At 27.6% G+C, this 25,920-nt stretch carries 29 protein-coding genes and 1 riboswitch; all 29 genes read right to left on the reverse strand.

Translation table 11 applies throughout. The annotated features are described in order from the left end of the window. Positions 1–3: 3 nt before the first annotated feature. The 29 genes from ACN6I1_RS10380 to ACN6I1_RS10520 all read right to left on the reverse strand — a co-directional run bounded on the left by ACN6I1_RS10380 (position 4) and on the right by ACN6I1_RS10520 (position 25,895). Positions 4–609 (reverse strand): flagellar hook assembly protein FlgD, encoded by a 606-nt coding sequence (locus ACN6I1_RS10380; RefSeq protein ID WP_419741861.1) that lies wholly within the window; start codon positions 607–609, stop codon positions 4–6. A 9-nt stretch (positions 610–618) separates the two neighbouring features. Next, positions 619–1,845, reverse strand: coding sequence for a flagellar hook-length control protein FliK (locus tag ACN6I1_RS10385; protein ID WP_419741862.1), 1,227 nt, complete (start codon positions 1,843–1,845; stop codon positions 619–621). Between the two features lie 14 nt (positions 1,846–1,859). Beyond that, on the reverse strand, positions 1,860–2,300 hold the full coding sequence (gene fliJ, locus ACN6I1_RS10390) for a flagellar export protein FliJ (RefSeq protein WP_419741863.1): 441 nt from the start codon (positions 2,298–2,300) through the stop codon (positions 1,860–1,862). Positions 2,301–2,315: 15 nt separating this feature from the next. Next, positions 2,316–3,623: a flagellar protein export ATPase FliI gene (gene fliI / locus ACN6I1_RS10395; RefSeq protein ID WP_419741864.1), complete on the reverse strand. Its 1,308-nt coding sequence runs from the start codon at positions 3,621–3,623 to the stop codon at positions 2,316–2,318. After that, complete coding sequence (locus ACN6I1_RS10400; protein WP_419741865.1) at positions 3,620–4,393, reverse strand: FliH/SctL family protein; 774 nt, start codon at positions 4,391–4,393, stop codon at positions 3,620–3,622. The genes fliI and ACN6I1_RS10400 overlap by 4 nt, the downstream gene beginning before the upstream one ends. After that, positions 4,380–5,432, reverse strand: coding sequence for a flagellar motor switch protein FliG (gene fliG, locus ACN6I1_RS10405; RefSeq protein ID WP_025162510.1), 1,053 nt, complete (start codon positions 5,430–5,432; stop codon positions 4,380–4,382). The genes ACN6I1_RS10400 and fliG overlap by 14 nt, the downstream gene beginning before the upstream one ends. A gap of 13 nt (positions 5,433–5,445) precedes the next feature. After that, on the reverse strand, positions 5,446–7,020 hold the full coding sequence (gene fliF / locus ACN6I1_RS10410; protein WP_419741866.1) for a flagellar basal-body MS-ring/collar protein FliF: 1,575 nt from the start codon (positions 7,018–7,020) through the stop codon (positions 5,446–5,448). Positions 7,021–7,043: 23 nt separating this feature from the next. Then, positions 7,044–7,358: a flagellar hook-basal body complex protein FliE gene (fliE, locus tag ACN6I1_RS10415; RefSeq protein ID WP_021429568.1), complete on the reverse strand. Its 315-nt coding sequence runs from the start codon at positions 7,356–7,358 to the stop codon at positions 7,044–7,046. Between the two features lie 12 nt (positions 7,359–7,370). Continuing rightward, positions 7,371–7,775 carry a flagellar basal body rod protein FlgC gene (flgC, locus tag ACN6I1_RS10420; protein WP_419741867.1) on the reverse strand — a complete coding sequence of 135 codons (405 nt, stop codon included), beginning with the start codon at positions 7,773–7,775 and terminating at the stop codon, positions 7,371–7,373. Positions 7,776–7,779: 4 nt separating this feature from the next. Further along, positions 7,780–8,106: a flagellar basal body rod protein FlgB gene (gene flgB, locus ACN6I1_RS10425; protein ID WP_035115124.1), complete on the reverse strand. Its 327-nt coding sequence runs from the start codon at positions 8,104–8,106 to the stop codon at positions 7,780–7,782. 338 nt (positions 8,107–8,444) lie between these two features. Further along, a riboswitch (cyclic di-GMP riboswitch) is annotated at positions 8,445–8,531 on the reverse strand. A gap of 200 nt (positions 8,532–8,731) precedes the next feature. Then, positions 8,732–10,201: a hypothetical protein gene (locus ACN6I1_RS10430; RefSeq protein ID WP_419741868.1), complete on the reverse strand. Its 1,470-nt coding sequence runs from the start codon at positions 10,199–10,201 to the stop codon at positions 8,732–8,734. A gap of 18 nt (positions 10,202–10,219) precedes the next feature. Next, positions 10,220–11,239 carry an alcohol dehydrogenase catalytic domain-containing protein gene (locus ACN6I1_RS10435; protein WP_419741869.1) on the reverse strand — a complete coding sequence of 340 codons (1,020 nt, stop codon included), beginning with the start codon at positions 11,237–11,239 and terminating at the stop codon, positions 10,220–10,222. Continuing rightward, positions 11,236–11,952, reverse strand: coding sequence for a 2-C-methyl-D-erythritol 4-phosphate cytidylyltransferase (locus ACN6I1_RS10440; RefSeq protein ID WP_419741870.1), 717 nt, complete (start codon positions 11,950–11,952; stop codon positions 11,236–11,238). The genes ACN6I1_RS10435 and ACN6I1_RS10440 overlap by 4 nt, the downstream gene beginning before the upstream one ends. After that, positions 11,949–13,793 carry a CDP-glycerol glycerophosphotransferase family protein gene (locus ACN6I1_RS10445; RefSeq protein ID WP_419741871.1) on the reverse strand — a complete coding sequence of 615 codons (1,845 nt, stop codon included), beginning with the start codon at positions 13,791–13,793 and terminating at the stop codon, positions 11,949–11,951. The genes ACN6I1_RS10440 and ACN6I1_RS10445 overlap by 4 nt, the downstream gene beginning before the upstream one ends. A gap of 33 nt (positions 13,794–13,826) precedes the next feature. Beyond that, positions 13,827–16,055 (reverse strand): glycosyltransferase, encoded by a 2,229-nt coding sequence (locus tag ACN6I1_RS10450; protein WP_419741872.1) that lies wholly within the window; start codon positions 16,053–16,055, stop codon positions 13,827–13,829. An 80-nt stretch (positions 16,056–16,135) separates the two neighbouring features. Next, positions 16,136–16,948, reverse strand: coding sequence for a flagellin (locus ACN6I1_RS10455; protein WP_419741873.1), 813 nt, complete (start codon positions 16,946–16,948; stop codon positions 16,136–16,138). A 77-nt stretch (positions 16,949–17,025) separates the two neighbouring features. After that, positions 17,026–17,844 (reverse strand): flagellin, encoded by an 819-nt coding sequence (locus ACN6I1_RS10460; protein WP_419741874.1) that lies wholly within the window; start codon positions 17,842–17,844, stop codon positions 17,026–17,028. Positions 17,845–17,952: 108 nt separating this feature from the next. Beyond that, positions 17,953–18,273 (reverse strand): hypothetical protein, encoded by a 321-nt coding sequence (locus ACN6I1_RS10465; RefSeq protein ID WP_419741875.1) that lies wholly within the window; start codon positions 18,271–18,273, stop codon positions 17,953–17,955. Positions 18,274–18,291: 18 nt separating this feature from the next. After that, positions 18,292–19,833: a flagellar filament capping protein FliD gene (gene fliD / locus ACN6I1_RS10470; RefSeq protein WP_419741876.1), complete on the reverse strand. Its 1,542-nt coding sequence runs from the start codon at positions 19,831–19,833 to the stop codon at positions 18,292–18,294. Positions 19,834–19,844: 11 nt separating this feature from the next. After that, on the reverse strand, positions 19,845–20,225 hold the full coding sequence (gene fliS, locus ACN6I1_RS10475) for a flagellar export chaperone FliS (RefSeq protein ID WP_053831638.1): 381 nt from the start codon (positions 20,223–20,225) through the stop codon (positions 19,845–19,847). A gap of 12 nt (positions 20,226–20,237) precedes the next feature. Continuing rightward, positions 20,238–20,450, reverse strand: coding sequence for a carbon storage regulator CsrA (gene csrA, locus ACN6I1_RS10480; protein WP_085282256.1), 213 nt, complete (start codon positions 20,448–20,450; stop codon positions 20,238–20,240). Further along, positions 20,434–20,832: a flagellar assembly protein FliW gene (gene fliW, locus ACN6I1_RS10485; protein ID WP_419741877.1), complete on the reverse strand. Its 399-nt coding sequence runs from the start codon at positions 20,830–20,832 to the stop codon at positions 20,434–20,436. The genes csrA and fliW overlap by 17 nt, the downstream gene beginning before the upstream one ends. A 10-nt stretch (positions 20,833–20,842) precedes the next feature. Beyond that, positions 20,843–21,775, reverse strand: a complete 933-nt coding sequence (locus ACN6I1_RS10490) for a hypothetical protein (RefSeq protein WP_419741878.1) — start codon at positions 21,773–21,775, stop codon at positions 20,843–20,845. A gap of 15 nt (positions 21,776–21,790) precedes the next feature. Then, positions 21,791–23,065 (reverse strand): flagellar hook-associated protein FlgK, encoded by a 1,275-nt coding sequence (gene flgK / locus ACN6I1_RS10495; RefSeq protein ID WP_419741879.1) that lies wholly within the window; start codon positions 23,063–23,065, stop codon positions 21,791–21,793. A gap of 24 nt (positions 23,066–23,089) precedes the next feature. Next, positions 23,090–23,503 (reverse strand): flagellar protein FlgN, encoded by a 414-nt coding sequence (locus ACN6I1_RS10500; RefSeq protein ID WP_419741880.1) that lies wholly within the window; start codon positions 23,501–23,503, stop codon positions 23,090–23,092. 12 nt (positions 23,504–23,515) lie between these two features. Further along, positions 23,516–23,776 carry a flagellar biosynthesis anti-sigma factor FlgM gene (gene flgM / locus ACN6I1_RS10505; RefSeq protein ID WP_419741881.1) on the reverse strand — a complete coding sequence of 87 codons (261 nt, stop codon included), beginning with the start codon at positions 23,774–23,776 and terminating at the stop codon, positions 23,516–23,518. A 20-nt stretch (positions 23,777–23,796) separates the two neighbouring features. Beyond that, complete coding sequence (locus tag ACN6I1_RS10510; protein WP_035115161.1) at positions 23,797–24,120, reverse strand: FliM/FliN family flagellar motor switch protein; 324 nt, start codon at positions 24,118–24,120, stop codon at positions 23,797–23,799. A 17-nt stretch (positions 24,121–24,137) separates the two neighbouring features. Further along, positions 24,138–24,563, reverse strand: a complete 426-nt coding sequence (locus ACN6I1_RS10515) for a YaaR family protein (RefSeq protein ID WP_419741882.1) — start codon at positions 24,561–24,563, stop codon at positions 24,138–24,140. A 12-nt stretch (positions 24,564–24,575) separates the two neighbouring features. Further along, positions 24,576–25,895 (reverse strand): EAL domain-containing protein, encoded by a 1,320-nt coding sequence (locus ACN6I1_RS10520; RefSeq protein WP_419741883.1) that lies wholly within the window; start codon positions 25,893–25,895, stop codon positions 24,576–24,578. Positions 25,896–25,920 lie beyond the last annotated feature (25 nt).

The raw sequence follows: 25,920 nt of genomic DNA on the forward strand, positions 1-25,920 counted from the left end.
TCATTACTCTCCCTTTTTATTTGTATTTGACTCTAAAGAGCCTTTATTTTCACTTGCTTTTATAAGAGATCCATATTCTATAGATTTTAATTCTCCTGTTTCATCTACTCTTACTTCCATATAAACAATACCATCTTTAATTTTTATGCCTTCTACTACTCCTGTAATAGTTTTTTTATCATCTGGCTTTTCATCATCTTTAACTACATTGTTAGTTTCCTCAGTATCATCTTCCTTTGGAGCATAAGCTTCTATTCTCTTTCCTATAAGTGCTGATGCTGTGCTCATCGCAGAGTTTACTAAAACTCCATTAGTTAATCCTACTAGGTATTCCATCCCCTCATTTAAATTTTGCATCTGCTCTAACGAACTAAATTGAGCAAGCTGTGTTACATATTGTGTAGGGTCCTGTGGGTTTAGAGGATCTTGGTTACTCATTTGTGCTACTAGTAGCTTTAAAAATAAATCTTTATTAGTTTCTTCTCCAGGCATAACTATAGGTGTTCCATTATCTGTTTTACCAGATGACTTGGTATTTCCTACATTTTTAGTATTCGATGTAGTTTTAGTACTTGCTTGTTGTGTATTTACTTTCATAAAATTATTCATAATTTACCTCTAAGCTAATATATTAAGATTTGATTCATCTATTTTATTTTCATCTAAATCTTCTACAGAATTTAGTACTGTGTTATTGTTTCTATTATTTTTTTTTTGCTTTTTTTGTTCTTCTTTTTTGCTAAATTCTTGACTTAAGTTATCTGAAAAGAAATTTTGGTCATTGGATTTCATTTCAACAACTATGTCTTTAGCCTTTATTCCTAAATCTGTTAGATGCTTATTTATATCATGTAAATTTTTATTTAACATATTAAAAGTTTCTTCTTTTCCTACATGTATAAATATTTTTGTAGCTTCCCCGTCTTTTAAAAGCTTTATCGTCATATCCCCTAGCTCTTTAGGATTTATATTTACTTTAATTTCTTCTATATTATTACTTTTCAAGTATTTAACCATTTTTATAAAATCATCACCAATATTACTTGCACGTATGGTTACTGCTGGTAAATTTTTATTTGCAGAAGATTCTTGAGTAAATGTTTTGTTATTTATTATGGATAAATCACTTGCATTTTTATCTGCTATATTTTCTAAGATACTTAAGCTTTCATCCTTGCTTTTATCTTTTTGATTTATATCTACAATGTTATTTTTATTAACATTTGTTGCTACATTTAATTCTTCATATGACTTTAAAGATTTTATCTCACTGTCTACTTTTTTAATTCCATCTTTAGGATTTTTATCCTGTTCATTGATATTTTCTGCCAGTTTAATATTTTCTTCACCAGCTTTTTTCGACAATTTATCTAAATTTAAACCTTTAGGTAAAATAATTTCATCATCAGTTGGTAAATCTAAACCATCAGTTTTAGTAAATTTATCTAAATTAAAATTTAAATCAATATAACTACTTATTTCATCATTACTTAATTTAATCATCTTATCAATATCTAATGTTTTTAAGCTTAAGTTTGATTTATCATTTATGCTCAAAATAGTATCGTTTATTGACTTCAAAATTTCTTCTTTTTTCAAATCTGGATTTACACCTGAATTATCCATTTCTTTTAATTTATTTAAATTTGAAAAAAGGTTTTGAATTAATGATGCTATTAAATCACAATCTTCATTTTTTTGATCTACATTTGTATTTTCAATGTCCATATCTAAAGAAGCTAGTAAATCTTCAAATCCACCTTTACTTGATAACTTAGTGCTTAAATTACTTTTTCCAAGTGCTAAGTTTACTAAGTCGAAGGAAAAATTCAAGTTAAAATTCATATCTCAATCATCCTTTATGATATATTCTTTTTATTTCTCATGTACGCATATAAAGCAAATTCATCATTTTCTATTTGTTCTTTTCTCGCTTCTTCTTTTCTTAACTTTATAAATTTATTTTCTTTTAATGTTTCTAAAGATTTTCTGTTTATTTGTTTTTCAATAAACTTATCTTTAGCCTCTACTACTATTCTTTCTTTTTCTACTAATATTCTATTGCTTTGCTCTATAGTTTGACTTATTGAGTGAAGATAGTTTAATCTTACTTTCTGACTTACAGTATCCTCTACATCTTCAAACTGAGCATATTTTTTATAGCTACAATCTAATTCTTTTATATTATCTTCTAATACTTTTTTATCATTTTGTGCCTTTGTATATTCTAATTTACTTGCTTCTTCTTCTTTTATTTTTATATCTAATAACTTTTGTAGCTTAAACTTATAGTTTGTCACTTAAACCTCTCCTCGTTATTTGAATATGTTCTTTAGTTCCACTATACTCTCTTCAAATTTAGTTTTTTCATTTACACCTTGCTTTAAAAATGAATTAACTTTATCTATGTATTCAATCGCTAAATCTATATTTTTATTAGATCCATGTTCGTATGCACCTATATTAATTAAATCTTCAGCCTCTTTATATGTAGCTAATATATCTCTTGCTAAAGATGCACACTCTTGATGTTGATCCTCACAAATTTCTTTCATAAGTCTACTTACACTATTTAAAATGTCTATAGCTGGGTAATGATTTTTATGTGCAAGGTCTCTAGATAAAACAATATGCCCATCTAAAATACCTCTTACTGTATCTGCAATTGGTTCATTAAAGTCATCTCCATCAACTAAAACTGTATAAAAAGCAGTTATCGACCCTTTATCAGACATTCCACTTCTTTCCATAAGCTTTGGAAGTAGTGCAAATACTGATGGTGTATATCCTTTTTGTGCAGGTGGCTCGCCTATAGCTAGTCCAACTTCTCTTTGAGCCATTGCAAATCTTGTTACAGAATCCATCATTAAAATAACTTTTTTACCTTGATCTCTAAAGTACTCAGCTATAGCTGTTGCTGTTAGTGCTCCCTTTAATCTAAGCAAAGGTGATTTATCAGAAGTTGCGCAAACTACTACAGATTTTTTCATACCTTCTTCACCTAGATCTCTCTCTATGAAGTCCAGTACTTCTCTACCTCTTTCCCCTATAAGGGCAATAACATTTACATCAGCTTTAGCTGTTTTTGCTATCATTCCTAAAGTTGTGCTTTTTCCAACACCACTTCCTGCAAATATACCTATCCTTTGACCCTCTCCACAAGTTAAGAATCCATCAATTGCCCTTATACCTGTAGGCATGATATTTTTTATTCTTGGTCTTTTCATTGGATCTGGTGGTTCATTTGAAAGACTGTATCTTTCTCCTCCTAAAACCTCTTCATCATCTATTGGATTTCCGATTCCATCAAGTACTTTACCTAATAAATCATTACTACATTTAACACTAAGTGGTATTCCTCTAGCAACAACTTTACACCCAGGAGCTACTCCTGCAAGTTCTCCTAGTGGCATTAAAATTACATTCTTATCTTTAAAACCAACAACTTCACAATTTATAGGCTCATCTGCATAATTGTAAACTGTACAAAGCTCTCCTACAAATGCCTTTATACCTTCTACTTCAACAGTAAGACCTATTATCTTAGTTACCTTACCTTCTGATATAACTTCTTTAACTTCTAAAACTTTATTTTTCAATCTTTCAAAGTCTATATCTATCATAAAAGTTCCTCTTTCACCTTTTCTAAAACACAGTCAACGCCTACTATTAATCTACCTTTATTGGTTTCAATTATTGCGTTTCCTGCTTCTATAAATTCATCTGCTAGTATAAATGATTCTCCTTTTATTAATTGTTGGCTTTTTAACTCATTTAATTGTTCATTAACTTTTTCTATGTAGATTGCATTAGTTCTTATTACAAAATTTTCTTTAATTTCATATTCTTTTATAGTAGCTTCAATTATATTATTCATAGAGTCTACATCTTTAAATTTTTCTTTAAGGACTTTTTCTGCTATAGATATACTCAAACTAACAATTTCTTTTTTACTATCTTTTAAAAAGTCTGTAAATTGCTCATTAGCTTGTAATAAAATATTATTTGCTTTATTTATAATATCTTCTGACTCTTGTTTTGCTTTTTCAATATTATCTTCATATGATTCCTTGTATCCATCTTCATAACCATTTCTCAATCCTATGTTGTGGCCTTCTTCATATGCTCTTTTTTTTATTTCTTCACATTCATTTTGTGCTTCTTGAACAATTCTTTCACTTTCTACTTGTGCATTTGATATCATATTTTCACAAGTGTCTTTCGCTTGATTTAGTTGTTCTTCAATTTCTTCTTTGACTTTTAATTCTTTATTTTCATCAACTATTTCTTCATTATTAACTTTTTTGGGTTTAGAAGTAGTTTTTAAAGGCTTAACACCTTTAAAAACTACTCCATTAGATTTTAAAATACTGTTACTTTTAAATAAACTCATCGTCTGAACCTCTAGATAATGTTATTTCACCAGCATCTTCAAGTCGTCTAACAACATTTACAATAGCTTGTTGAGCTTCTTCTACTTGAGATATCTTTACCTTACCAAGTAAATCAATTTCTTCTCGTAATGCTTGTGATGCTCTTTGAGATTGATTTTTAAATATTGCAGTTGAGACATCTGCTGATGCTCCTTTAAGCGCAAATGCAAGGTCTTTAACATTAACTTCTTTAAGAATTCTTTGAATAGCCATATTATCAAGTCTAACGATATCGTCAAAGATAAACATGTTAGATTTAATTTCTTCAGCCAATTCTTCATTTTTCTGCTCGATAAATTTGATAATATTTTTCTCTGTTTTTCTATCAACATTTGTTAATATATCTACCAAGCTATTAACACCACCAGCACTTTCCATCTCTAACTTTCCTAAGCTATTTAATTTTTCTTCTATAGCTTTGTCTATAGATTTTATTACAGCTGGTGATATGTTTGATGTAGTTCCTATCTTAAGTGCAATTTCAAGCTTAAGTTCATCAGGTAATTCAGATAATACTACTGCTGCTTTATCAGGTTGAATATGAGCTAATATTATGGCTATAGCCTGAGGACTTTCACCTTGTATGCATGCTAGTATTTGTTCAGGCTCAGCCTTTCTAGCTGATATAAATAACTTTGTATATGCATCATATTTTATACCTTCTAATAATTTAGTAGCTCTTTGACTTCCTAATGCTCCATTAAGTAAAGATTTCGCACAGTCAATTCCACCTTCTATTACAAACTCTTTTCCCTTGTTTAACTCTATAAATTCTTGTAAAACCTCTCTTCTTTCTCTCGGCTTTACAGTATTTATATTAGCTATTTCAACCCCTATTTTTTGGATTTTTCTATCTGAAAGATTTTTTATTACACTTGAAGCAATCTCAGGACCTAATGTCATTAAAAGTATAGCCGCCTTTCTAGATCCTGTTACTCTTCTAAACTTAGGGATATCGCCTAAGTCATATGCATTACCTTTTATACCTTCTGTCTGCAAATAATCTCACCCTTTACTCATTTAACCAACTATTTACTAGGTCTGTAACTTGATCCGGATTATCAGCTGCAAATTGTTTAACTTCATCTTCTAAGCTAATATTTTCCTCATCCTCTTCTTCGTTACTATTTAATCTATTTTGTTCTAACTCTTCTAGTTTTTTGTTGATTAGTTCTATTTCATCTTCTTCATCTACATAATCTAGCTCACTAGATGCTTTCTTTTTCTTTATAATCATATAAATTATTGTACCTATTATTAAAAGTAAAATAATTACACTCAGTACACCTGCTATAATTAACACCCTTCCTAATGATTTGTCCTTACTTATAGCACTCTTTATAACTCCAAATGTAGAAGTATCTTCGTCTTCTGAGCCAAATCCCATAGAAACTACTTTAACACTATCTCCTCTTTTAGGTTGCATACCAACTGCATTTGCTACCATTCCTTCAACATTTCTCAGTTCTGCACTAGTAAGTGTTCCATTTATAGCAACTGAAGCAGTTATCCTGTTTATGCCACCTTTAGCTTTTATTACTTTTGTCTCCGTTTTACCAGTTTGATATTCTACTTCTTGCTGAGTATCTTCATCTGTTCCTTTTCCACTTTCATTAATATTACTCATATTATTATCTACAGCTCCGCCTGAGTTTTGTCTTTCACTCGACTTACTGTTTGACTTTGATTCTTTTGTAATTACTTTATTTGGATCTATTATAAGTTCAGTTTTTTCACTTGAATCGAAATCTAAGTCTGTATTAACACTAGCTCTTATATTTCCTTCTCCAAATATAGGTTCTAATAAACCTAATATTGATCTTTCTAAGTCTTTACTTAAGTCTTTTTCAGCTTTGATAGATTCATCAACTTCACTTAAGCTATTTGTATGTACATTCCCTTTATCATCAATTAATCCATCTGATAATAATTTCATATTTTGATCTATTACTTCAACATTTTGTTTTGGTACGTTTTGTGTACTCGCTGAAACAAGCGACATTATAGATATTACTTGGTCTTGTTTTAAAGTTTGTCCAGGGCTTAACTCTACGTAAACAGCAGCTTTACCAGGTACTGTTTCATTCGCAAATACAGATTCTTCTCCTTGGGTTATATGAACTCTAGCACTTTGTACTTGAGGAAAAACTTTTATAGTTTTTTCAATTTCCCCTTGAATCATCCTTTGTTTTTTAATTTGGAATTCTTCATCTGTCATACCAAATGATGATCCCCCATCCATTAACTCAAATCCCTTAGATCCATTAGAAATATTACTTGATAATTCCATCCTAAGTTTATCTACGTCTCCCTTGGGTACTAAAATACTATCACCTTTTATTTTAGTTTCCACCTTTTTCGACTCTAGCTCTTTAGTTACCACCGTAGCATCATTAGAATCTAATCCTGAAAAAAGCACTGCATATTTATTTGATTTTGCATAATTAATTCCAAATATTCCTGCTACAACCAAAGTCACAATTGCAGTTGCAATTATTATTTTCTTTTTTTTAGGAAGCTCAATAAATTGATCTTTTTTTACGATCACAAAATCTTTTGTTTTTTGCGGAAATTCCTTTATATTCATTTAAAATTCTCCTTGCTATGAAGTTATAATTGGACTCTATTTAGCTCTTGATAAGCTTCATATATCTTGTTTCTAACCTCAATCATCAACTGCATTGACAATTGCGCTTCTTGAGCTGACAACATCACATCATGCATAGAGACATTTTCTCCTTTTATAAGGTCTTGAATTTTTTGATTTGATTGTACCTGCTTATCATTAACTTTATCTAATGCTTCTTTTATTACATCTCCAAAGTTATTTTCTTTTTCAACTTTTCCTGTGTTACTAGCTCCTGTAAGTAAGTTGTTATTTGTTGCTATATTGTTTATTGCATTTATAGTACTTATTCCACTCATAAACTACTCCTTTTACCTACCTATTTCTAAAGCTTTCGAAATCATACTTTTTTGTGCATTTAATGTATCTATATTTGATTCATAAGATCTAGATGCTGTCATTAAATCAGTCATCTCAACTAAAATATCTACATTTGGATACTCCACATAACCTTGAGCATCTGCATCTGGGTTATTTGGTTCGTATAATTTTCTTAGTGGAGACTTATCCTCCTCTATAGCTACTGATTTCACGCCTAGCATCCCTAATTTTTTATCATAATTTTCTTCAAATACAGGCACTTTTCGTTTATAAGCTCCGCCCTCAGGTGTCCTAGTTGTTTTCATATTAGCTATGTTTGATGAAACAACATCCATTCTTAATCGCTCTGCCGAAAGTGCACTTGCACTTATTCTCATTCCTGAAAAAATGCTCATTTACTTACCTCCCTGTTATTACACTTCTACTCATCCCTAGTTTTATATTCGTCAAAGTTATAAGTGCGTTATATTCAAGAGTTGTAGCCGCCTGGTTAACTTTTTCATTTTCTAAATCAATGTTATTACCATCTTCTCTGACTTTTGATGATGTATCTGTTTTTATCTCAGGCTTAGTATTTTTATCCATAGACTCTTTTAGTGTATTTTCAAACTCTACATATTTTCTCTTGTAATTTGGAGTATTAATATTTGCAATGTTATTAGCAATAACTCTACTTCTTAATTCTGTTGCATCTAATCCTGATTTTAGTAAATTGTAAACTTCCATTTTCCCCTCCAATGCTTAAAATGTTTTTTAGAATTAAAAAAAACTACTCTGAAAGAGTAGTTCATCACTTTTATAGAATATTATTACTAATTTTTTATTTGAAAAATTAAAACAAAACTAGAAAAGAAAATTAATAATAATCATAACTTCATTGTGAATTTTTACACAGATAGTCTTTATAAAAAAAGTGTATGTAAATTTTATGTATTTTAAAAATATACACACTTCACCAATATGCATTAACATGATTTTATAGATTTTCTTAAAATTTTTAGTATCTCTTTGCTTAATTTTACAATTTTAATATTAGCAATGATAACAAAAAGTTTTATTAACTCTTCGGTAACTGGCGAGCATAGCTTTTCAAAGCCTTAGCCCCTATAGTTTTGCGTAGCTAGATTTCCCTAGTTTTGCCCTTAAATATCATTTTTCGACTTACACTTACATTTTATACCAAAATATCACTTATTTCAAGCTTTTACTTTTATTTTGGATAATTCTAAATTTTAATTTTTTATTAACAGAATAATTCATTATTCTACATTAATTTGCAAAAGCTTCTCATTTAGTTTAATAATCGGCATTTTATTTGTAAACTGTATAGTTTTTTTAAAATTTCTAACTATTATATGTATTTATTTAATTCTTTTGTAATTTTTATAGCTCCTAGTTCACTCATATGATCAAAATCTATAAAATCAACTTCATCAAAAATATCTATTTTTGAAAAATCGACAAACTTAATATCATATAATTTATCTATTTCATTTATTATTGAATAAAATTCACGCTCATAGTTTGGACTCAATGAATTTTTATAATATGAAGTGTTTGGAAATACTACTATTATAGGTTCTACTTTGTTGTCTTTTAAAAACGTTAAAAATGATTTAAATATATCCTTATACTCTTTATATGTTTCTTTATATGTTTCAAGCTTGTTATGTTGATTTGCTCTTTCAGTTCCCAACCTTATTTTGTCATTCTCACTAATATCAGTCAATTTCACACCTCTAAGAGCACTATTCATCTCTCTTGTAAAGTTAGTATTGAAATATCCTTTATTATCTCTATATATTAAATCTTTAAAATAAAGATCTAACATATCTAAGTCAAATATATAATTAATACTATTGTTATCTATAACTTTTGAAATATTTAATAGTTCTACTTCTTCTACATTAGTTGCATTATGCTTATCTCTTAAAATTGGATAATATGTATTTTTAACTAAGTTTACTGAATACTCACTTCTTGATTTAGATAAATCATGATTTACTAAGTAATATCCAGCTCCAATAATACATTTTTTTATGTTGCTATTATTTTCTATTGATAACTTTGCTAATTTATAAGAATAATATAGATCTTGACTTGATAAAGCCAATTTTATTGATTTTATATCTAACAAGTCTTCAATAATACCTGTTAGTGGATAAGAATTTCCAACTACTATAGCTTCCACTTGGCTCTCTTTAGATTTTTCCAGTGATTTAGTTAAATAATTATAGTCATAATTACTATAATAAATTTTTTCACTTATGTTGAACATATAGTTCATAACTTTATCGTAGTATATTATTTCATTAAAATTCAATTCATCTTTCAACTTTAAGTTCGCAGTTTCATCACTATATAATAGTATATTTATTTTAAATTTATCATATGTATTTTTTAAATATTCTTCAATATTAGTTACATAAGTTATGTTAAGTTTAGCAATTTTATCTAGTAGTTTATATTTGTCTGTACCATAAAAAATTAATTCAATTTCAACTTTCTCTTCTAAAAAACTCATAAAACATTTTAAAGCCTTATATATAATTTCTGATGTGCAACTTAAATTAATTTCTCCATTATTAAAATTTTCAATTACACAAACTATACAGTCTGCTAAATAAATAAATTCATTAACTTCATTATAGTGTACTTCATTATACTGTATAAAATCAGCTAAAATATTTATTGTATCTATCAATTCTGAACTATTTAGATCAGGTTGATTTAAAATTTTTTCTAATGATTCTAATATACCTTTGTTTCTAATATGTATTTCTAAATTATAATCTTTATTTAATTTACTATAAATATTCATATCTATATCCTTTGCATATTATAAATTCCAATTTAAAACAGTTTTAAATGTAGATGCTAAATCTCTCTCAAAAGATTTAGTTAAATCTTGTATCGAGTTTATATTTATAATCTGTGAAACTAGCTTCTGCAAATGATTTTGACAACTTGTATTTTTTTCTAAAAAATATATAGCATCTTCAAAATCGCTTTTTGTACTTCTACTATTTCCAATTAAAATTAATCCTTTTTCTAGTATTAATCTAGTATTTATTTCAACCTGATTTTCAGATACGCCTAACAATATCACACAACCTTCAGGGTTTATTAAATCAATCATCTGATTTATAGCAAAGTTACTTCCTACACCTCCAACAGCCTCAAATCCATGATCAATTTTAAGATTTTCAGGAATTTCGTCTATTCTATAAACTTCATCTACAAAAGAAAAAAAACTAAGTTTCTCTTGATTTTTTCCAAATACAATAACATTAGAATCTGGATATCTATTTTTTAAAACCAAGGAAATTATAAACCCTAGATTCCCATCTCCCCAAATCCCTAAAGTTTCTTTTTTTGTACTAGATTTTTTTTCAAATCTATTTATTGCGTGAAAAGCTACACTAATTAATTCTATAAAAGAAGCTATATCAGTATCAATATTGTCATACTTTAAAACTCTATCTCTATCCATAAGTATATAATCTTGTGTAAATCCATCAAATCCACTAGATCTAAATTTACTTGATTTTAAGTAATTCTCACTTATAAATTCGTCTTTTTCAATGGGTGTAGTTGGAATCATTACAACCTTATCTCCAGGTTTAAATTCTCCTTTATTATCATAAATTACTCTTCCAACACCTTCATGTATAAGGGCCATAGGTAATTTTTTGCTTAGCACAGATCTTTCTCTTTTTCCTGTATAATATCTTTGGTCAGCTGCACAAATTGATAATTTTTCAGGTCTTATTATTATTTTTTCTCCACTTAAATCAACTTCTTCAAAATCCACTACAAATTGTCCTGGTGATATAAGTTTATATAGTCTATTTATCATGATATACTATCACCTACCATTATATTTGCAACTTTCAAATCATACTGTGTTGTTATTTTTATATTTGCAACATCTCCTATTACTAATTTCACTTTTTCATTTTTTACTACAAATATTTTTGCAGCATCAGTTAAAAACTTTTTTTCTTCTTTATTTAAACAGTTATATAGTTTTTTAAGTTTTTTTATATTGAAAGTCTGCGGAGTCTGTCCTTGATACATATTTGCCCTTATTGGTATATTACTGATTGTATCACCGTTTACAGATTCAACTATTGTATCTGTTGCTGGAATAACAGTATCTGTAGCTCCATACGCAATAGCCATTTCAATGTTTTCTTCTATTATTCTATGTGTTAAAAATGGTCTAACTGCATCATGCGTTATAATTATATCATCATCTTTAATTCCAAAATTAGATTCAATATAGCTTATCCCACTCATTATAGATTCATTTCTGTCATTTCCACCTGGACAAATAATTATATTGTCCAGGTATGCTTTTAATATATGTTTACTAATTATATCTTCAGTGTGTGCAATCCATTCTTTTGGTGTTACAACTATTACCTTATCTATTTTATAGTTTAATAAAAATCTTTCAATCGTATGTATAACAATAGGCTTATTTCCTATGTTTAGAAACTGTTTAGGCATATCTGTTTTACCCATTCTACTTCCTTTTCCACCAGCTAAAATTTCTGCATAAATCATTTTGTATTCTCCCTAAAAATTGTATTATCGATAAAATCCCAAACTCTTAAAGTTGCATTATCATCTTTATATTTATAGAATAAATCTCTTAATTCAAGTCTTTTTTCACCGTAATAATTTTCTTCTTCTAGACTTTTTAATAATTCAATCTCTAATTTTTCCTGATCTTTAACCTTAGGCCCTGCTGTCCAAAATTCATATGGTTCTAAAAGTATTCCTTTTTCTTTTCTATATTGATCTATATCTGTATTTATAAATATAGATGGTTTGTTCATAAATAAAAAATCTCCATATATACTTGAGTAATCCGTTATTAATATATCTGCACAATTTAATATTTCATATAAATCTAGCCTATGCTTATCTAAATCATTATTTGATATAAATATTAAATTTTTTAATTCTCTACCTTGATTTTTATTGCCAACAGTTCGTTCTTCTGCATGATGTACTTTTGCTATACAGATCATATTATTTTCTTCTAAAAACTTGTCAAATCTATCATAATCAAAGTTTTTTATTTTTATAACGTCTGTAAGGTTTTTATCCCCACTTGCCAGCCCAGTGTTTTCATGAACATGAAAAGTAGGCATATTGAATATTATTTTTTTATTAGAAAAGTTTTTTCCCAAAAGCTTTTCTAAATTTTCTAATCCATTAGTCTTTAATAAAGTATCTGTCCTTGGATTTCCAGTAATTATATATTTATCTTCAGGTATAGCCGCCATAGAGCTAAGAGTTAGCATATTCATATTAGACGTTATACAAACTTTATCTATTTTTTCATACTCATCTGGTGTAAAGGCAAAGTTTTTATTCTTTTTATCCATAAGTCCTGCCGCTTTAAAAGATAAAGATCCATGACCTACATCTACGTTATATGTAAATTTAGGATAGTTTACAAATGTATTAAACCCTGATACAGTTAAGCTCGATACCAATGGCACCTTTACTATATTTTCTAATTCAAATACATCTCTTCCATATATTATGTTTAGTTTGTATATCTCCTTATATTTTTCAGGCATATATTTTATAAGTGCATGTATATTAGAATCTGCTGCATTAAATTTATTTAATGTTATTGTTCTTTCGTGGTGCTTATTGCTTAAATTCTCCATAATACTTTCTTCAATTTCAATTAATTTAAGTTTTTTATTTGAAGATAGTATTACAAAACATTTTTTTAGCCCTTTTGAAGCTAAGTGTCTAATAGAATCTATGTAATTAACATCATACGGCACTAAAACTTCAAGCTTATAGCTATCTTTACAGTTTAAAAATTCATCTATAGTTAATATTTCTTTGTTCGTAATCACATAATTATTTTTAATATATGCCCAATCCTCGCATATACTTTCATTTGATAGTAACTCTATATATTCACTATCTACATCCAAAAACTTAGAACCTATATATTCTACCAAGTCAAAATTTTTATAATCAACTTTACTATCTCTTACTTCCTCTATAACTTCTTTGTAAGCACTTTTTAAATGTTCCTCTGAGTACAAAGAGTTTATATCTTCTATAAACTCTTCTTTATAGTTATCTCTTATAGCCACGCCTGAATACATAGCTGATTTTAACTTTTCTCCACATACATTTAAGGTATAGATCAAATTAAAATATCCATCTAAATAGTTATTATTAATATTAATCGAAGTTTTATAGCAGTTTATTGCAGCTTCATATTCCTGTATTTTGAAACATAGCATACCCCTTAAATTCCAAAACTTATAATCATTTATGTATTGTTTTTCATTTTGTATTATCAAATTATATGCATTTTCTATCTCATTATTTAATATACATTCCTGTACTTTATTAATAGTGTCCATCAAACAAAACTCCTTGTCCTAATCTTTAAAGTTCTAAAGTAAATTTATTTTTGATTTAGCTTCTTCTACAACCTCTATATCTGTACAATTATCTATTATTCTAATATAAAATCGCTTAGCTTCTTCAAAGTCTCCTTTTAATTCCTTTAAGTAGGCTATATTAAACATAGAATTAAAATTACAACTATCTAAAATCCATGATTTTTTAAGTAGTTTTTCTGATTCATTCAAATCATTTTGTAATAAAGATATTACTGCCTTCATATTTAAAATTTCAGCTTCTTCTCCAAATATAGACTCATATTCCCTAATCATTGTTAATGCTTCAGCGATCCTAGAGGAATTTATGCTATTTTCAATTAACCTTTTATACTTAATTTTAAGTCCCTTCAATTCTTCACTTTCATTTAGAGCTTCTTCAAACTTAGAAATCAAAATTTCTATGGCTTTTTTATACATAATATTATTTACTGCTAAATCTTTTAGTTTTCTTAAATATCCCAACTTATCATTATTTTTTAATTCATCTATATTCTTAACTTCCACCACAAATTTGTCTTCTTTATTTCTTAAAATGTCTACTAAATCAATATTACTAATTGTGCTGTTGTATATTTGTTTAATACATTCATAATTATAATTTATATACAATAAAAATAATTTTTCATATTTTTCTTTTATTAAATTTCCACTTAATAGTAAAGCCTTAGATATACATGCATAAATTTGTATTTTATAAATATCTAAAGTATTTTCAGCATTTTCTATGTACTTATATAAATCTACTATAATATCTCTTTTATTTTGTACTAAATAATTAATATATCCTTGTATTTTTAAGTAGTCTACACCATTTAGTAATTCATAAATATCTAATCCATCTCTAAATGCGTAATATAAAATATCTGCATAATAAATATCTTTCTCTATTTTTAATAGGTTATTGTACTGTTTAACATCTAACTTTTTTCCTAATCTTATTTCATTTAAAACTTTATAACTTCCATTTAACTGAGTAAAAACATTATAAATTTTTTGTATATCTTTTTCTTTTACAAATTTTAAAGTTGACTCTAAAGTTATCTTGAACTCATTTTCTTGAACATCAGATCCTGATATTCGATTGTATATATTTATTATTTCTTCTTCTTTATTTAATTTATATAAACTTATAATCGCCACTGAAAAAACTTCTTTTAAGCTCTCTTCTTTTAAACCTTCTACTCTTTTTATAACTTCTTCATAGTTTTCTAATTTATAACAAATGTCTATAATATTAATTTTGCATTCTTCCTTATTTACAAGAGTATCTAATATTGCTTCCGAATTATTTGCTTGAGTTGTTATTTCATAATTATCTAAAAGATATAAATATCTATTATAGTTTTCTATACTCTGCTTATATTTACTTAAGTGCTTTTGACTTGTAGCCAAATAATAGTACATATCTATATTTTTATTATCACTTTTTATATATTTAGTACATAGTTTTTCACATTTTATAAACTCACTTAAACTTATATATAAACTTGCTAAATCTTGAATTACAAATAGTGGAATAAGTTTTAACTTTTCATATATTTCATATCCCTTTTCCATATAATAAAGAGCATCCTCACAATTACCTGATATTATATAGTTTTTTCCTAATTGATAGTTTATGTATGGATCATTAGGCTTATCATTGATTTCTTCTAGTAGTATTTTTTTATTCCTACTATCTTTTATCTGCTTTAATTCTTCATTTTCAAATAAATAGCCATAATGGTTAAAAAATGCAATCTCATTGTATATAGGTTTTTTAAATAAAGGCTGTTCATGTATTTTACCTTTGTATTTGAAATCTTCGTCATTTTTAAACATTCTTAATAAAGGACTTATGTTATAACGTTTTTCATCTTCTGAAAAAATGTTTTTAAGTTTTATAGTTGCACTATTGTATTTAGTATGTAAGTCCGACTTAAAAAAATCTATTAACTTTTCATAATTAACTAATTCTTCATCAGCGTCTAATATAAGCAGCCAATCTCCTGAGGCATAACTTATAGATACATTCCTCATATGAGCAAAATCATTATCCCATTTTTTAAAATAAACTTTATCAGTATATTTTTTAGCTATTTCAACACTATTATCAGTAGATCCCGTATCTAATATAATAAGTTCGCTATTTATGTTTTTCATTAAAGGTTTAAGGGCATTCAAAGTTTTTCCTAAAAGTTTTTCCTCATTTTTTATCATCATTACAATACTCAGTAGCATATTATTATTCCTTTCAAGTTATTAAATTTAAAAATAAAGAGTAAAGCAAATGCTTTACCCCTCAGTTTTAAATTTAAAAATTATCTTAATAATTGAGTTACAGATTCTGGTTGTTGTTTAGCTTGTGAAACCATAGCTTGAGATGCTTGGTTTAATATATTTAACTTAGATAACTTAACCATTTCTTTAGCAACATCTACGTCTCTTATTCTTGACTCTGCAGCTGTTAAGTTTTCTGTAGATGTAGTTAAGTTAGAAGATGTATATTCTAATCTATTTTGTGTAGCTCCTAAATTAGCTCTTCCTTTATTTATTTCTTCAAGAGTAGCATCTACCTTAGTAACGAAAGCTTGTGCACTTGTAGTGTTAGAAACTATACCACTTGTAACAGCTAATTTAGTTGCTTCTCCTACTAAGTCTATTGTAGATATTTTTCTAGTCTCACTGTTTGCACCAGCTTGAATAGTAAATGATTGTGTTCCACTTAATAAGTTTTTACCGTTGAACTTAGTTTCTTTACCTATTTTACTCATTTCATCTTGTAATTGAGTTAATTCTGCTTGTATCTTTTCTCTATCTTTAGTTTCTAAAGTATCATTTCCTGCTTGAACTCCAAGTTCTCTCATTCTTTGAGCTATGTTTCCTGCTTCTTCTAAAGCACCTTCTGCAGTTTGCACCATTGATATACCATCTTGTACGTTTCTATCTGCTTGTTCCATACCTCTTATTTGAGCTCTCATTTTTTCTGAAACTGCTAATCCTGCAGCGTCATCTCCAGCTTTAGTTATTCTTAATCCTGTAGATAACTTCTCCATTGATTTTCCTGATAATGCAGTGTTTTTTGCCATTTGGTTTGTCGCTATCATAGCGTTCATATTAGTGTTTATTCTCATGATTTTACTCTCCTTAGTTTTTTCTTCGACATCCTTGTCTTTTATATTTTTATATTAATTAATTTTATCTAACTAAATTATCTTAATAATTGAGTTACAGATTCTGGTTGTTGCTTAGCTTGTGAAACCATAGCTTGAGATGCTTGGTTTAATATATTTAACTTAGATAACTTAACCATCTCTTTAGCAACATCTACGTCTCTTATTCTTGACTCTGCAGCTGTTAAGTTTTCTGTAGATGTAGTTAAGTTAGAAGATGTGTACTCTAATCTATTTTGCATAGAACCTAAGTTAGATCTTGCTGTGTTTATGTTTTCTAAAGCCTTATCTATAGTTGCTACATAACTTTGAGCTGTTGATGTACTAGCAACATCTATTTTTGATAATGTTCCAGCTATACTTGATAAATCTGTCATTTTAACAGATCTAACTTCCTTATTAGCTCCAGCTTGTACAGTAAATGTACCACTAGTTCCACCTTTACCATTTAATAAGCTTTGTCCGTTAAACTTAGTTTCATCAGATATTTTACTCATTTCTGATTGTAACTGAGTTAACTCAGATTTTATCTTTTCTCTATCTTTAGTTTCTAAAGTATCATTTCCTGCTTGAACTCCAAGTTCTCTCATTCTTTGAGCTATGTTTCCTGCTTCTTCTAAAGCACCTTCTGCAGTTTGTACCATTGATATACCATCTTGTACATTTCTATCTGCTTGTTCCATACCTCTTATTTGAGCTCTCATTTTTTCTGAAACTGCTAATCCTGCAGCGTCATCTCCAGCTTTAGTTATTCTTAATCCTGTAGATAACTTCTCCATTGATTTTCCTGATAATGCAGTGTTTTTTGCCATTTGATTTGTTGCTATCATGGCATTCATATTAGTGTTTATTCTCATGACTATACTCTCCTTAGTTTTTTTCTTCGACATCCTTGTCTTTTTACTTGCAAATACTTGGCCAAGTATCGCTTACAATACTATATATCGGAACTTATTTAAAAACCTTTATATACTTTTATTAAAAATATTTAATTTTTCTTTACTTGAATTCATATACGTAATATTTGCTCTTTTAGATTCATTAAGTTTTTTTATTTTTTCTTTTGTGTCACTTTGGCTTAATTCAAGCATTTTTTTTATTTTTTTATCGATTTCAATTATATTATCTTTTAAAAGTTTCTCTTTAAATTTTTTAGTATCTTTTACTGACTCTAAAACTTGTTGTCTCATATCTAAAAGATAATTTGTACTTTCAAAATCTTTATTTTCTAATTTATCAATTATATTAAGTGATATTTCTTTATATTTATTAGCAAGTTCAATCATAGTTTAACCTTTCTAAATTTACATTTGAGCAAAATAATTCATTTGTGAATTAAGCTTATTCATACTTGCTTCTAACTGTCCAAATTGTTTATATAATTTATTTTCTTTATCATCCATTTTCCTTTGTAAAAGTTTTATAGATTCTTCTTGTCTTTTTATTTGTTCTGAATAAAAATTATTTACAACTGAAGAAGTTTTTTCAAGTCCAGCTTTTTTTGCAAAAACGGATGATGAAGTTCCTACATAATCGTACATAGTGTCTTTCATTTTTTCTAAAACACTATCATTACCTCCTGCGAATACTTCATATACCTTTTCACTATTATTTTGAAGTGCTTTTTTAAACTTTTCTTCATCTAAAGATAATTGACCCTTTTTTGTATAATCTTCATGTGAAGTTAATCCACATTCATTTAGAAAATTAACATTATCTCCAAATATTGAGCTTTGCATTTTATCTATAAAGCTTCTCATTTCAGAATCATTTCTTAATAGACCATCTTTAGCTTTCTTTTCCCATACCTTAATTTCCTCTTCACTCATATCTTTCTTTTGTTCTTCAGTCAATGGTGGATAATCTTTATTTGCTTTTTGTGTAACAAGAGAATATATTTTATCCATTATCTTGTTATAGTCTTCTACAAATTTCTTCATATTATCAACAGCAGGTTGTACATCTTCCTTTGAAGTTATATCACAAGTTCCTGTAGTATGTACATTATATGTTATTCCATCTATGCTAAATGAGTTAGCCTCTTCATTTAAAGTCTTTATTGTCACTCCATTTTTTGATTTTACTTCTATTTCTGAGTTTGATCCATTTGTACTTTTAAAATCTCCTAAAAAATCTAAAGCTCCACTTTCTTTTCCTGAATCATCAACTATTTCCAGTTTAGAATTCTGTCCTGTTTTAGTACTTTGAATAGTAAATTCACCTGTCATGTCGCTGTAAGATGCTTTAACATTTCCACCTGTACTCTCATTTATCTTTTTTATTAAACTATCTATAGTATCAGCAGGCTCTTTTACTACTTGGTTACCGTCTTTATCTGTTTCATATAAAGGCTCTGTTCTTATAGTTATTTCTTTCGATATTTCTTTATCCCCATCTCCATATTTTATAGAAAATGTTTTTTCTCCACTAAGTCCTAAATCTTTTAAAGAGCTATCTTTTTTCAATCCTGCCTTGTTAGAAGTCATTTTAGCTGGCTCAGCTAATTTTTTAACATCAAAACTATAATCAACTTTATTAGCTCCTGCACTTCCTGACGCTGTAATTACATTTTCATTCGAACTTCCTATAGTTAATGTATTCCATGCTTTGCTACTCATTATAGAGTTTGGAGAAGTTACTGAAAAATATTTATCTTGAAAAGACTTAATATCTTTCATAACTTCTCTATATATTTCTTGTTGCCATTTTACTACTTGTTGTTTTTGCTTTACTTTATCAATTTTTTGTTGTTCTCCTGAAAGCATGTCTTTTATCATAGCATCAGTGTCCATACCTGTTGCAAGGCCTGGGATTCTTACACTACTTGCACTTCCAACACTTGTCATAAAAATTCCCCCTATTTACCAGTTTTTATTTTCATATCAACTTCATGCCACATATCCCTTACTTCCTCTATCAAAGGAAGCACTGCATCTATTATTTTTACATCTTTTTTCATATTTGCTTTAGCTAATTCATTTTTTATATATTCATATAACTGATATAAATCATCCATAGCCTTAGAGCTTCTATCCATAGTTATCATAAGTTCTAAAAATATATCTTGAACTCTAACTAATTCTTTATGAGCTCTTTCTATATTTCTATCAAGTATCGCCAACCTGGCTATTTTTGTATATTTAACTGCCCCATCTACTAGCATTAAAAGCAATTGCTCCTTAGATGCCGTATTTACAGAATTTTGTTTATACGCATTGTATGGATTTGCCGTGTACATATATTACCTCACCTACTTAAAATAATTTAAAATATCATCTAATTTAGCTATCGCACTTGAATTTTCTTCTTTTACTTTTTCATATATTTCTTTTCTAAGTATTATTTTATCTTTTGGTGCATCTATAGCTAATTTAACACTTCCGTCATCTATCTTAACTATCTTTATTTCTATGTCATCTCCAATTAATAATGACTCATCTTTTTTTCTAGAAATTACTAACATCTTTACCACATCCTATTAAAGGTTCTTTTATATTGTACTTATCATCTTGTAATATTAACTGTGCACCTAATTTATTTTTTACACTCATTACTAAAGGTGCCTTTAGATTTACTGTGCTATTTTCTAATTTTTTTCCAAGTGTTACTATATTTAGTAGCAGTACATCTTCTGGCTTATCTATTTTTAATAAATTTATAGTATCAGCATCTAATTTAATTTCATAATCTTTTTTTATATCAAACGGAGATACAGCTATAAACCCTACACTCTTATCATCTAAAGAGTTTACAACTTTAAATTTTTGATTTTCTTCAATTTCACTTATCTCAAAGTTTTTGTGATTTTCAAATCCTGGAAGTCCTTTTTCAAATACGATTTTCATAATCTCACCTCTATCTTAAATAATCTAATATACTAGGTTGTATAAGTTTTGTTCCAACTTGAACAGATGCATTGTATATCATCTCTGCAGATTTTAATTCTATAAATTTATCAACATAATTCACATCTTGTTCTAATGATAATACACCTTTCATATTTAAGATATTTTCATCATTAAGATCTTTTATTTTTTCAGCTGTATTTACTTTAACCCCAAATTTAGTTCTAGTATCAACAGTGTGATTAAAAAAGTTATCTACATCTTGCTTTACATTTCCTAGTAACTCTTTTTTATTTTCTTCTACATCTACCCCATTAGCTATATCATTCATAAGCTTTGATAAGTCATTTATTGAATCCAGATAATTTTTCCCATCTTTATTGAATATTTCACTTGCAGAAACATTATAATCTAAATTTATTCCATCAGAAATTTCAGCTTTTAAATCTTCATCATTTATATTTGGATTTAATTTTAAGCTAACAACCCCGTCTTTTTCTTCTATTAATACAGGTGGTTCATCTACCGATGTTCCTCCAAACATATATCTTCCGCCATGAGTAGTGTTTAAAGTTTCACCTAAAGCTTTTATTTTCTCATTCATCTCAGCTTGTATAGCCTTCATTTCCTCATCTGAGTAAGTTCCATTTCCAACTTTTAATATACTGTTTTTTATATCTCCAAGTAGAGTTCCAAACTCTTCTAGGTTGGCATCTGTATTATTCATCCATCCAACAACTTCATCTACATTTTGATTGTGTTTTTCTGCATATTTTATTTCATTATTTAAATTCATTATTTTTATAGCCTTATGTGGATCATCTGATACTCTATTTATTAATTTCCCTGAATCTAATTGTCTATTTAAAGTATCTACTCTTTGTAATCCTTGTTGAACGTCATACATATGATTTCTAATCATTGATGAATTTGTTATTCTCATAATTATCCTCCCAAATTATCTTACTAGCCCATTTATTACAACATCTAGTAATGAGTCTATAGTCGAAACTACTTTTGCACTAGCATTATATGCATGTTGAAACTGTATCAAGTTTATCATCTCTTCATCTAATGATACTCCTGATACATTTAGTCTAGAATTGTCTATTTCTTTTAAAACTTTACTTTGATTTTTTTCATTTCTTCTAACTTCTTGAGTTTCATTTCCTAATCTCTGTATTATACTATTATAGAAGTTATTTATAGTTATATCTTCTCCGCCGATACTTACTTTTTCATCTTTTAATTTATACATTTTTTGTGCAGTTTCTGCCGTTATATTTAAATCTGTAGTTTTATCTAAAATATCGTCTTTTACTTTTAGTATAGAGTCTGTTCCAGTTTCAAATATATCTACTCCTAAAGCATCATTTACACTTTTTTTGATTCCTTCTGCCAATTCCTCTAAATCCTTTTTGTAGCCATCTATTTTATCAAGCATTTCAAAAGAACCTTTAATTTCTCCAGATACACCTGGTATCTTTTTTAGATCATCTTCGGTTATATTTTCTCCACTTTCTATTTTATCCTTTAACAGCTTTTGAACGTTTTCATCATTTATGTTCATTTTAAAACTTAAATCATCTAAAATTCTATCTCTTTCATCCAATAAGTCATTAGGCGATTTTCCACTACCCTCAACTAATTTAATTTGCTTATCAATCTCTTTTAATTCTTTTAGCTTTCCATTTATATCATCTATATTTTCATTTAACTTCTTTTTCGCATTTTCACTTAACTCGTTTAATTTCTTATATACATTGCTTATATTTTTAGCTAGGTAATCACTATTTTGAATAACTATATCTTTAGATCCAACATCATTAGGATTTTTTGAAAGTTCTTGCCAACTCATAAAGAAATTATTTATAGATGAAGAAATGCCAGTTTCAGATGGTTCATTAAATATTTTTTCCATAGTACTATAGTGATCATATTTAATACCTATTTCACCATATGTATGACTTTCATTTCTAAATTGGAAATCATAAAATGAATTTCTAACCCTAACTATATCAGTAACTTCAACTCCTGTCCCTAATTGTCCAGCACCTAACTGACTATTATACCCAGGATAACTATATGCACTCCTTGCTTTCTGTTCTACTTGTTGTCTTGAATATCCCGGAGTATTTAAATTGTTTATATTATGAGAAGTTGTCTGTATTGATGCCTGACTTACACTCATACCAGTTCTTGCTGATTGTAAACTGCCTAATAATCCTGACATATATTCCCTCCACTTATTTAATTTTTACTTTCCTACTTGTCCACAATAATTATATGTACCTGTTCCTTGGTTTGGCTTTATTACATTTAACATTTTTTTAGTAAAAAATAATTTTTGCTTTAAAAGAACATGATTTGATTCTTTTTGAACTTCTATCATTTTTATAGTCTGTTTTATTTCTTCATAAGCTTCTTTAATATTTTTATCATCACTTTCTTCTATTAAAGTTCCCATACTGAAATCAGATCCAACTATGTTTCTTCTTTGAATTTCTAATTTAGCTATATCTTTTGATACATTTTCTAATTTTCTTGCAACTTTATCTAACAATGTCGCATCTTTCCCAAGTATTAAATCGTACTGCTCATCTAGCAAATTTAATAACTCTTTAAACAGTTTTCGTTGTTCATACATTATAACTTTTAACTCTGGACTCATTTTTTTCTCCTCCTACAATTTTTCTACTATTTTTTTAGCTAAAATTCTAGAATCAACTTTATAAGTTCCATTTTCAATTTGCTGTTTAAGTCGATTTATTTTTTCCATATCCATAGGTTCTTCTTTTGAACTAACTTTGCTTAAATATTTTCCTAGTTCTGATATTTGTACACTATCAGTTTTATTTTGACTTTTATTTTCATTGTTATTTTTTAATTTATCCATTTTATATATGCTATTGAATGCTATATGTTTATCATTAGTAACTTTCAAAACGCTACCTCCTCAAGAATTTAATATTCTTCTTGCATTGATTTTATCTTTGATAATCTTACCGCTATTTTATCGTTTATTATCATACTTTCTCCGCTTGCTATAGTTACCCCATTTATACTTATATCTAATGGTTCTTCTAAATACTTATCTAACTCTAAGATATCTCCCTCTTTGAGATTTACTATACTAGAAATTTTTTCTCGAGTACTACCTACTAAAACTTCTAATTCCATCTCTGCATGTGATATAGCTTCTATAGCGTTTATAGATGCTGTCTCACCCTTTTGTAATTGTTCAAACTGAGGTTCATATATCTCTTTTATTTCATTTTTGCTTTGCATAAGTGCCTCTCCTTATTTTACAAATATAGGTCAATTAAAAGCCCATTAATGTCGTCTATTTCTGAAATAATATCTATATTATCTTTTTCATTTTCCAAAACAGACTTAGTTAAATTTTCTAATTTTTCATCAACTACTCTTACTGTTTTAAAATAATTATTACTCCAAAAAGAATCTTTTTTATCTGTCTCATAGGTATAATCAACTACAGACTTTAAATATTTCTGTATCGCTTGCTTATATCTAATAACATGTGAATATCCTCTTGTATTTGCTAAGTCTTTTCCTATGTCTTTAATTTGATTTAAATATCTATCTACCTCTTCTTTACTTTTAGATATACTTACCTTATTAAAACTATCATTAAAACTTAGTGACTGTTTTGGCTTCTTTATATCTATTGAACTATTTTCACTAGAAATTTTAAATTCTCTTATTTTCATATTTACCTCTAATTAATAAAATTCCCCTACAGTTAATTCTTCCTCTGTTGTAAGTTTTTCTTCTTTTACTGACTCAATTAACTCATTTAAATCCATGGGTTTATAAAAATAATATCCTTGTACTAAATCACATTCCATACTTTTTAACCTTAAATATTCCTTTTCTGTTTCTACACCTTCAGCAACAACAGTTGTTTGAGTTGTGTGAATCATATTTATTAAACTTTCAACAAACATGGGGTTTCTATTTGAATATTCAACTAAGGATTTATCTATCTTTATTTCATCTACATTATAATTTTTTATATAGTTAATTGAGTTGAATCCTTTTCCAAAATCATCTATTGATATTTTTATTCCAGTTTTTTTAATATTATTTATTATATCATTTATCTTTATTATATCTTCTATATTTTCACTCTCTGTTATTTCTAATTTTAAGGATTTAGAATCAAATGTAGTCTCTTCTAATATTTCAATTATATCGCTTATAAAATCTTTTTCTTCTAATTGTAGTGGTGATATGTTTACTGATAAATCTATATTTGTGTTTAATTTTTTATTTAAGTAATTTATATCTATACAAGCCTTCTCTAGTATCCATTTGCCTAAAATATTTATATATCCACAATCTTCTGCAAAGGATATTATTTTTTCAGGGTGTATATATCCGTGTGTTTTACTAAACCATCTTATTAAAACTTCTACACCTACTATTTTTTCTGTATTTAAATCTATTTTAGGTTGGTAATGCAACTTAATTTCATTACTCTTTATTGCAGTTTCTATCGATTGTATACTTATATGTTCTTCGTATGTATCATTATATATCCCAACCCTATTCCCCTTGCTAATTAAATTTTTCATGCATATATCTAATTTGCTAATAGAATCAGCTATGTCTAAATCATCATTTTTGTATATAACTGCAGCTATATTAAAATTGATGTAAACCTTATATATATCTTTTATTTCTTTTGTTAATATAGATTTAATTTCTTCCATGAATTCATAAATTCTCTCATTATTTGTATTTGTCTTATGAATTATAAAATCAAAACTTGAAAGTCTAGCTATTACTGCATTTTCACAATTACAGTTTTCCTCTAAACAAATAGCTATAAATCTCATCAATGTGTCTCCAATTTCCATTCCATAATGTACATTCACAAAATTTATTCCATCTACATTAATCTTTATAATAGTTCCATTTGGTTTATTTGATATATAATCAAAAAAGTAATCCTTATTGTATATACCTGTTAACGTGTCTTTTTTATTCATATGTGCTCTTACATTATTTTTAATTTCTATCAATTGCTTGTAGTTCATATTTACCCCCTTGCGCAAAAATCGC

This window comes from Paraclostridium dentum (assembly GCF_048568265.1).
GTDB classification, from domain to species: domain Bacteria; phylum Bacillota; class Clostridia; order Peptostreptococcales; family Peptostreptococcaceae; genus Paraclostridium; species Paraclostridium dentum.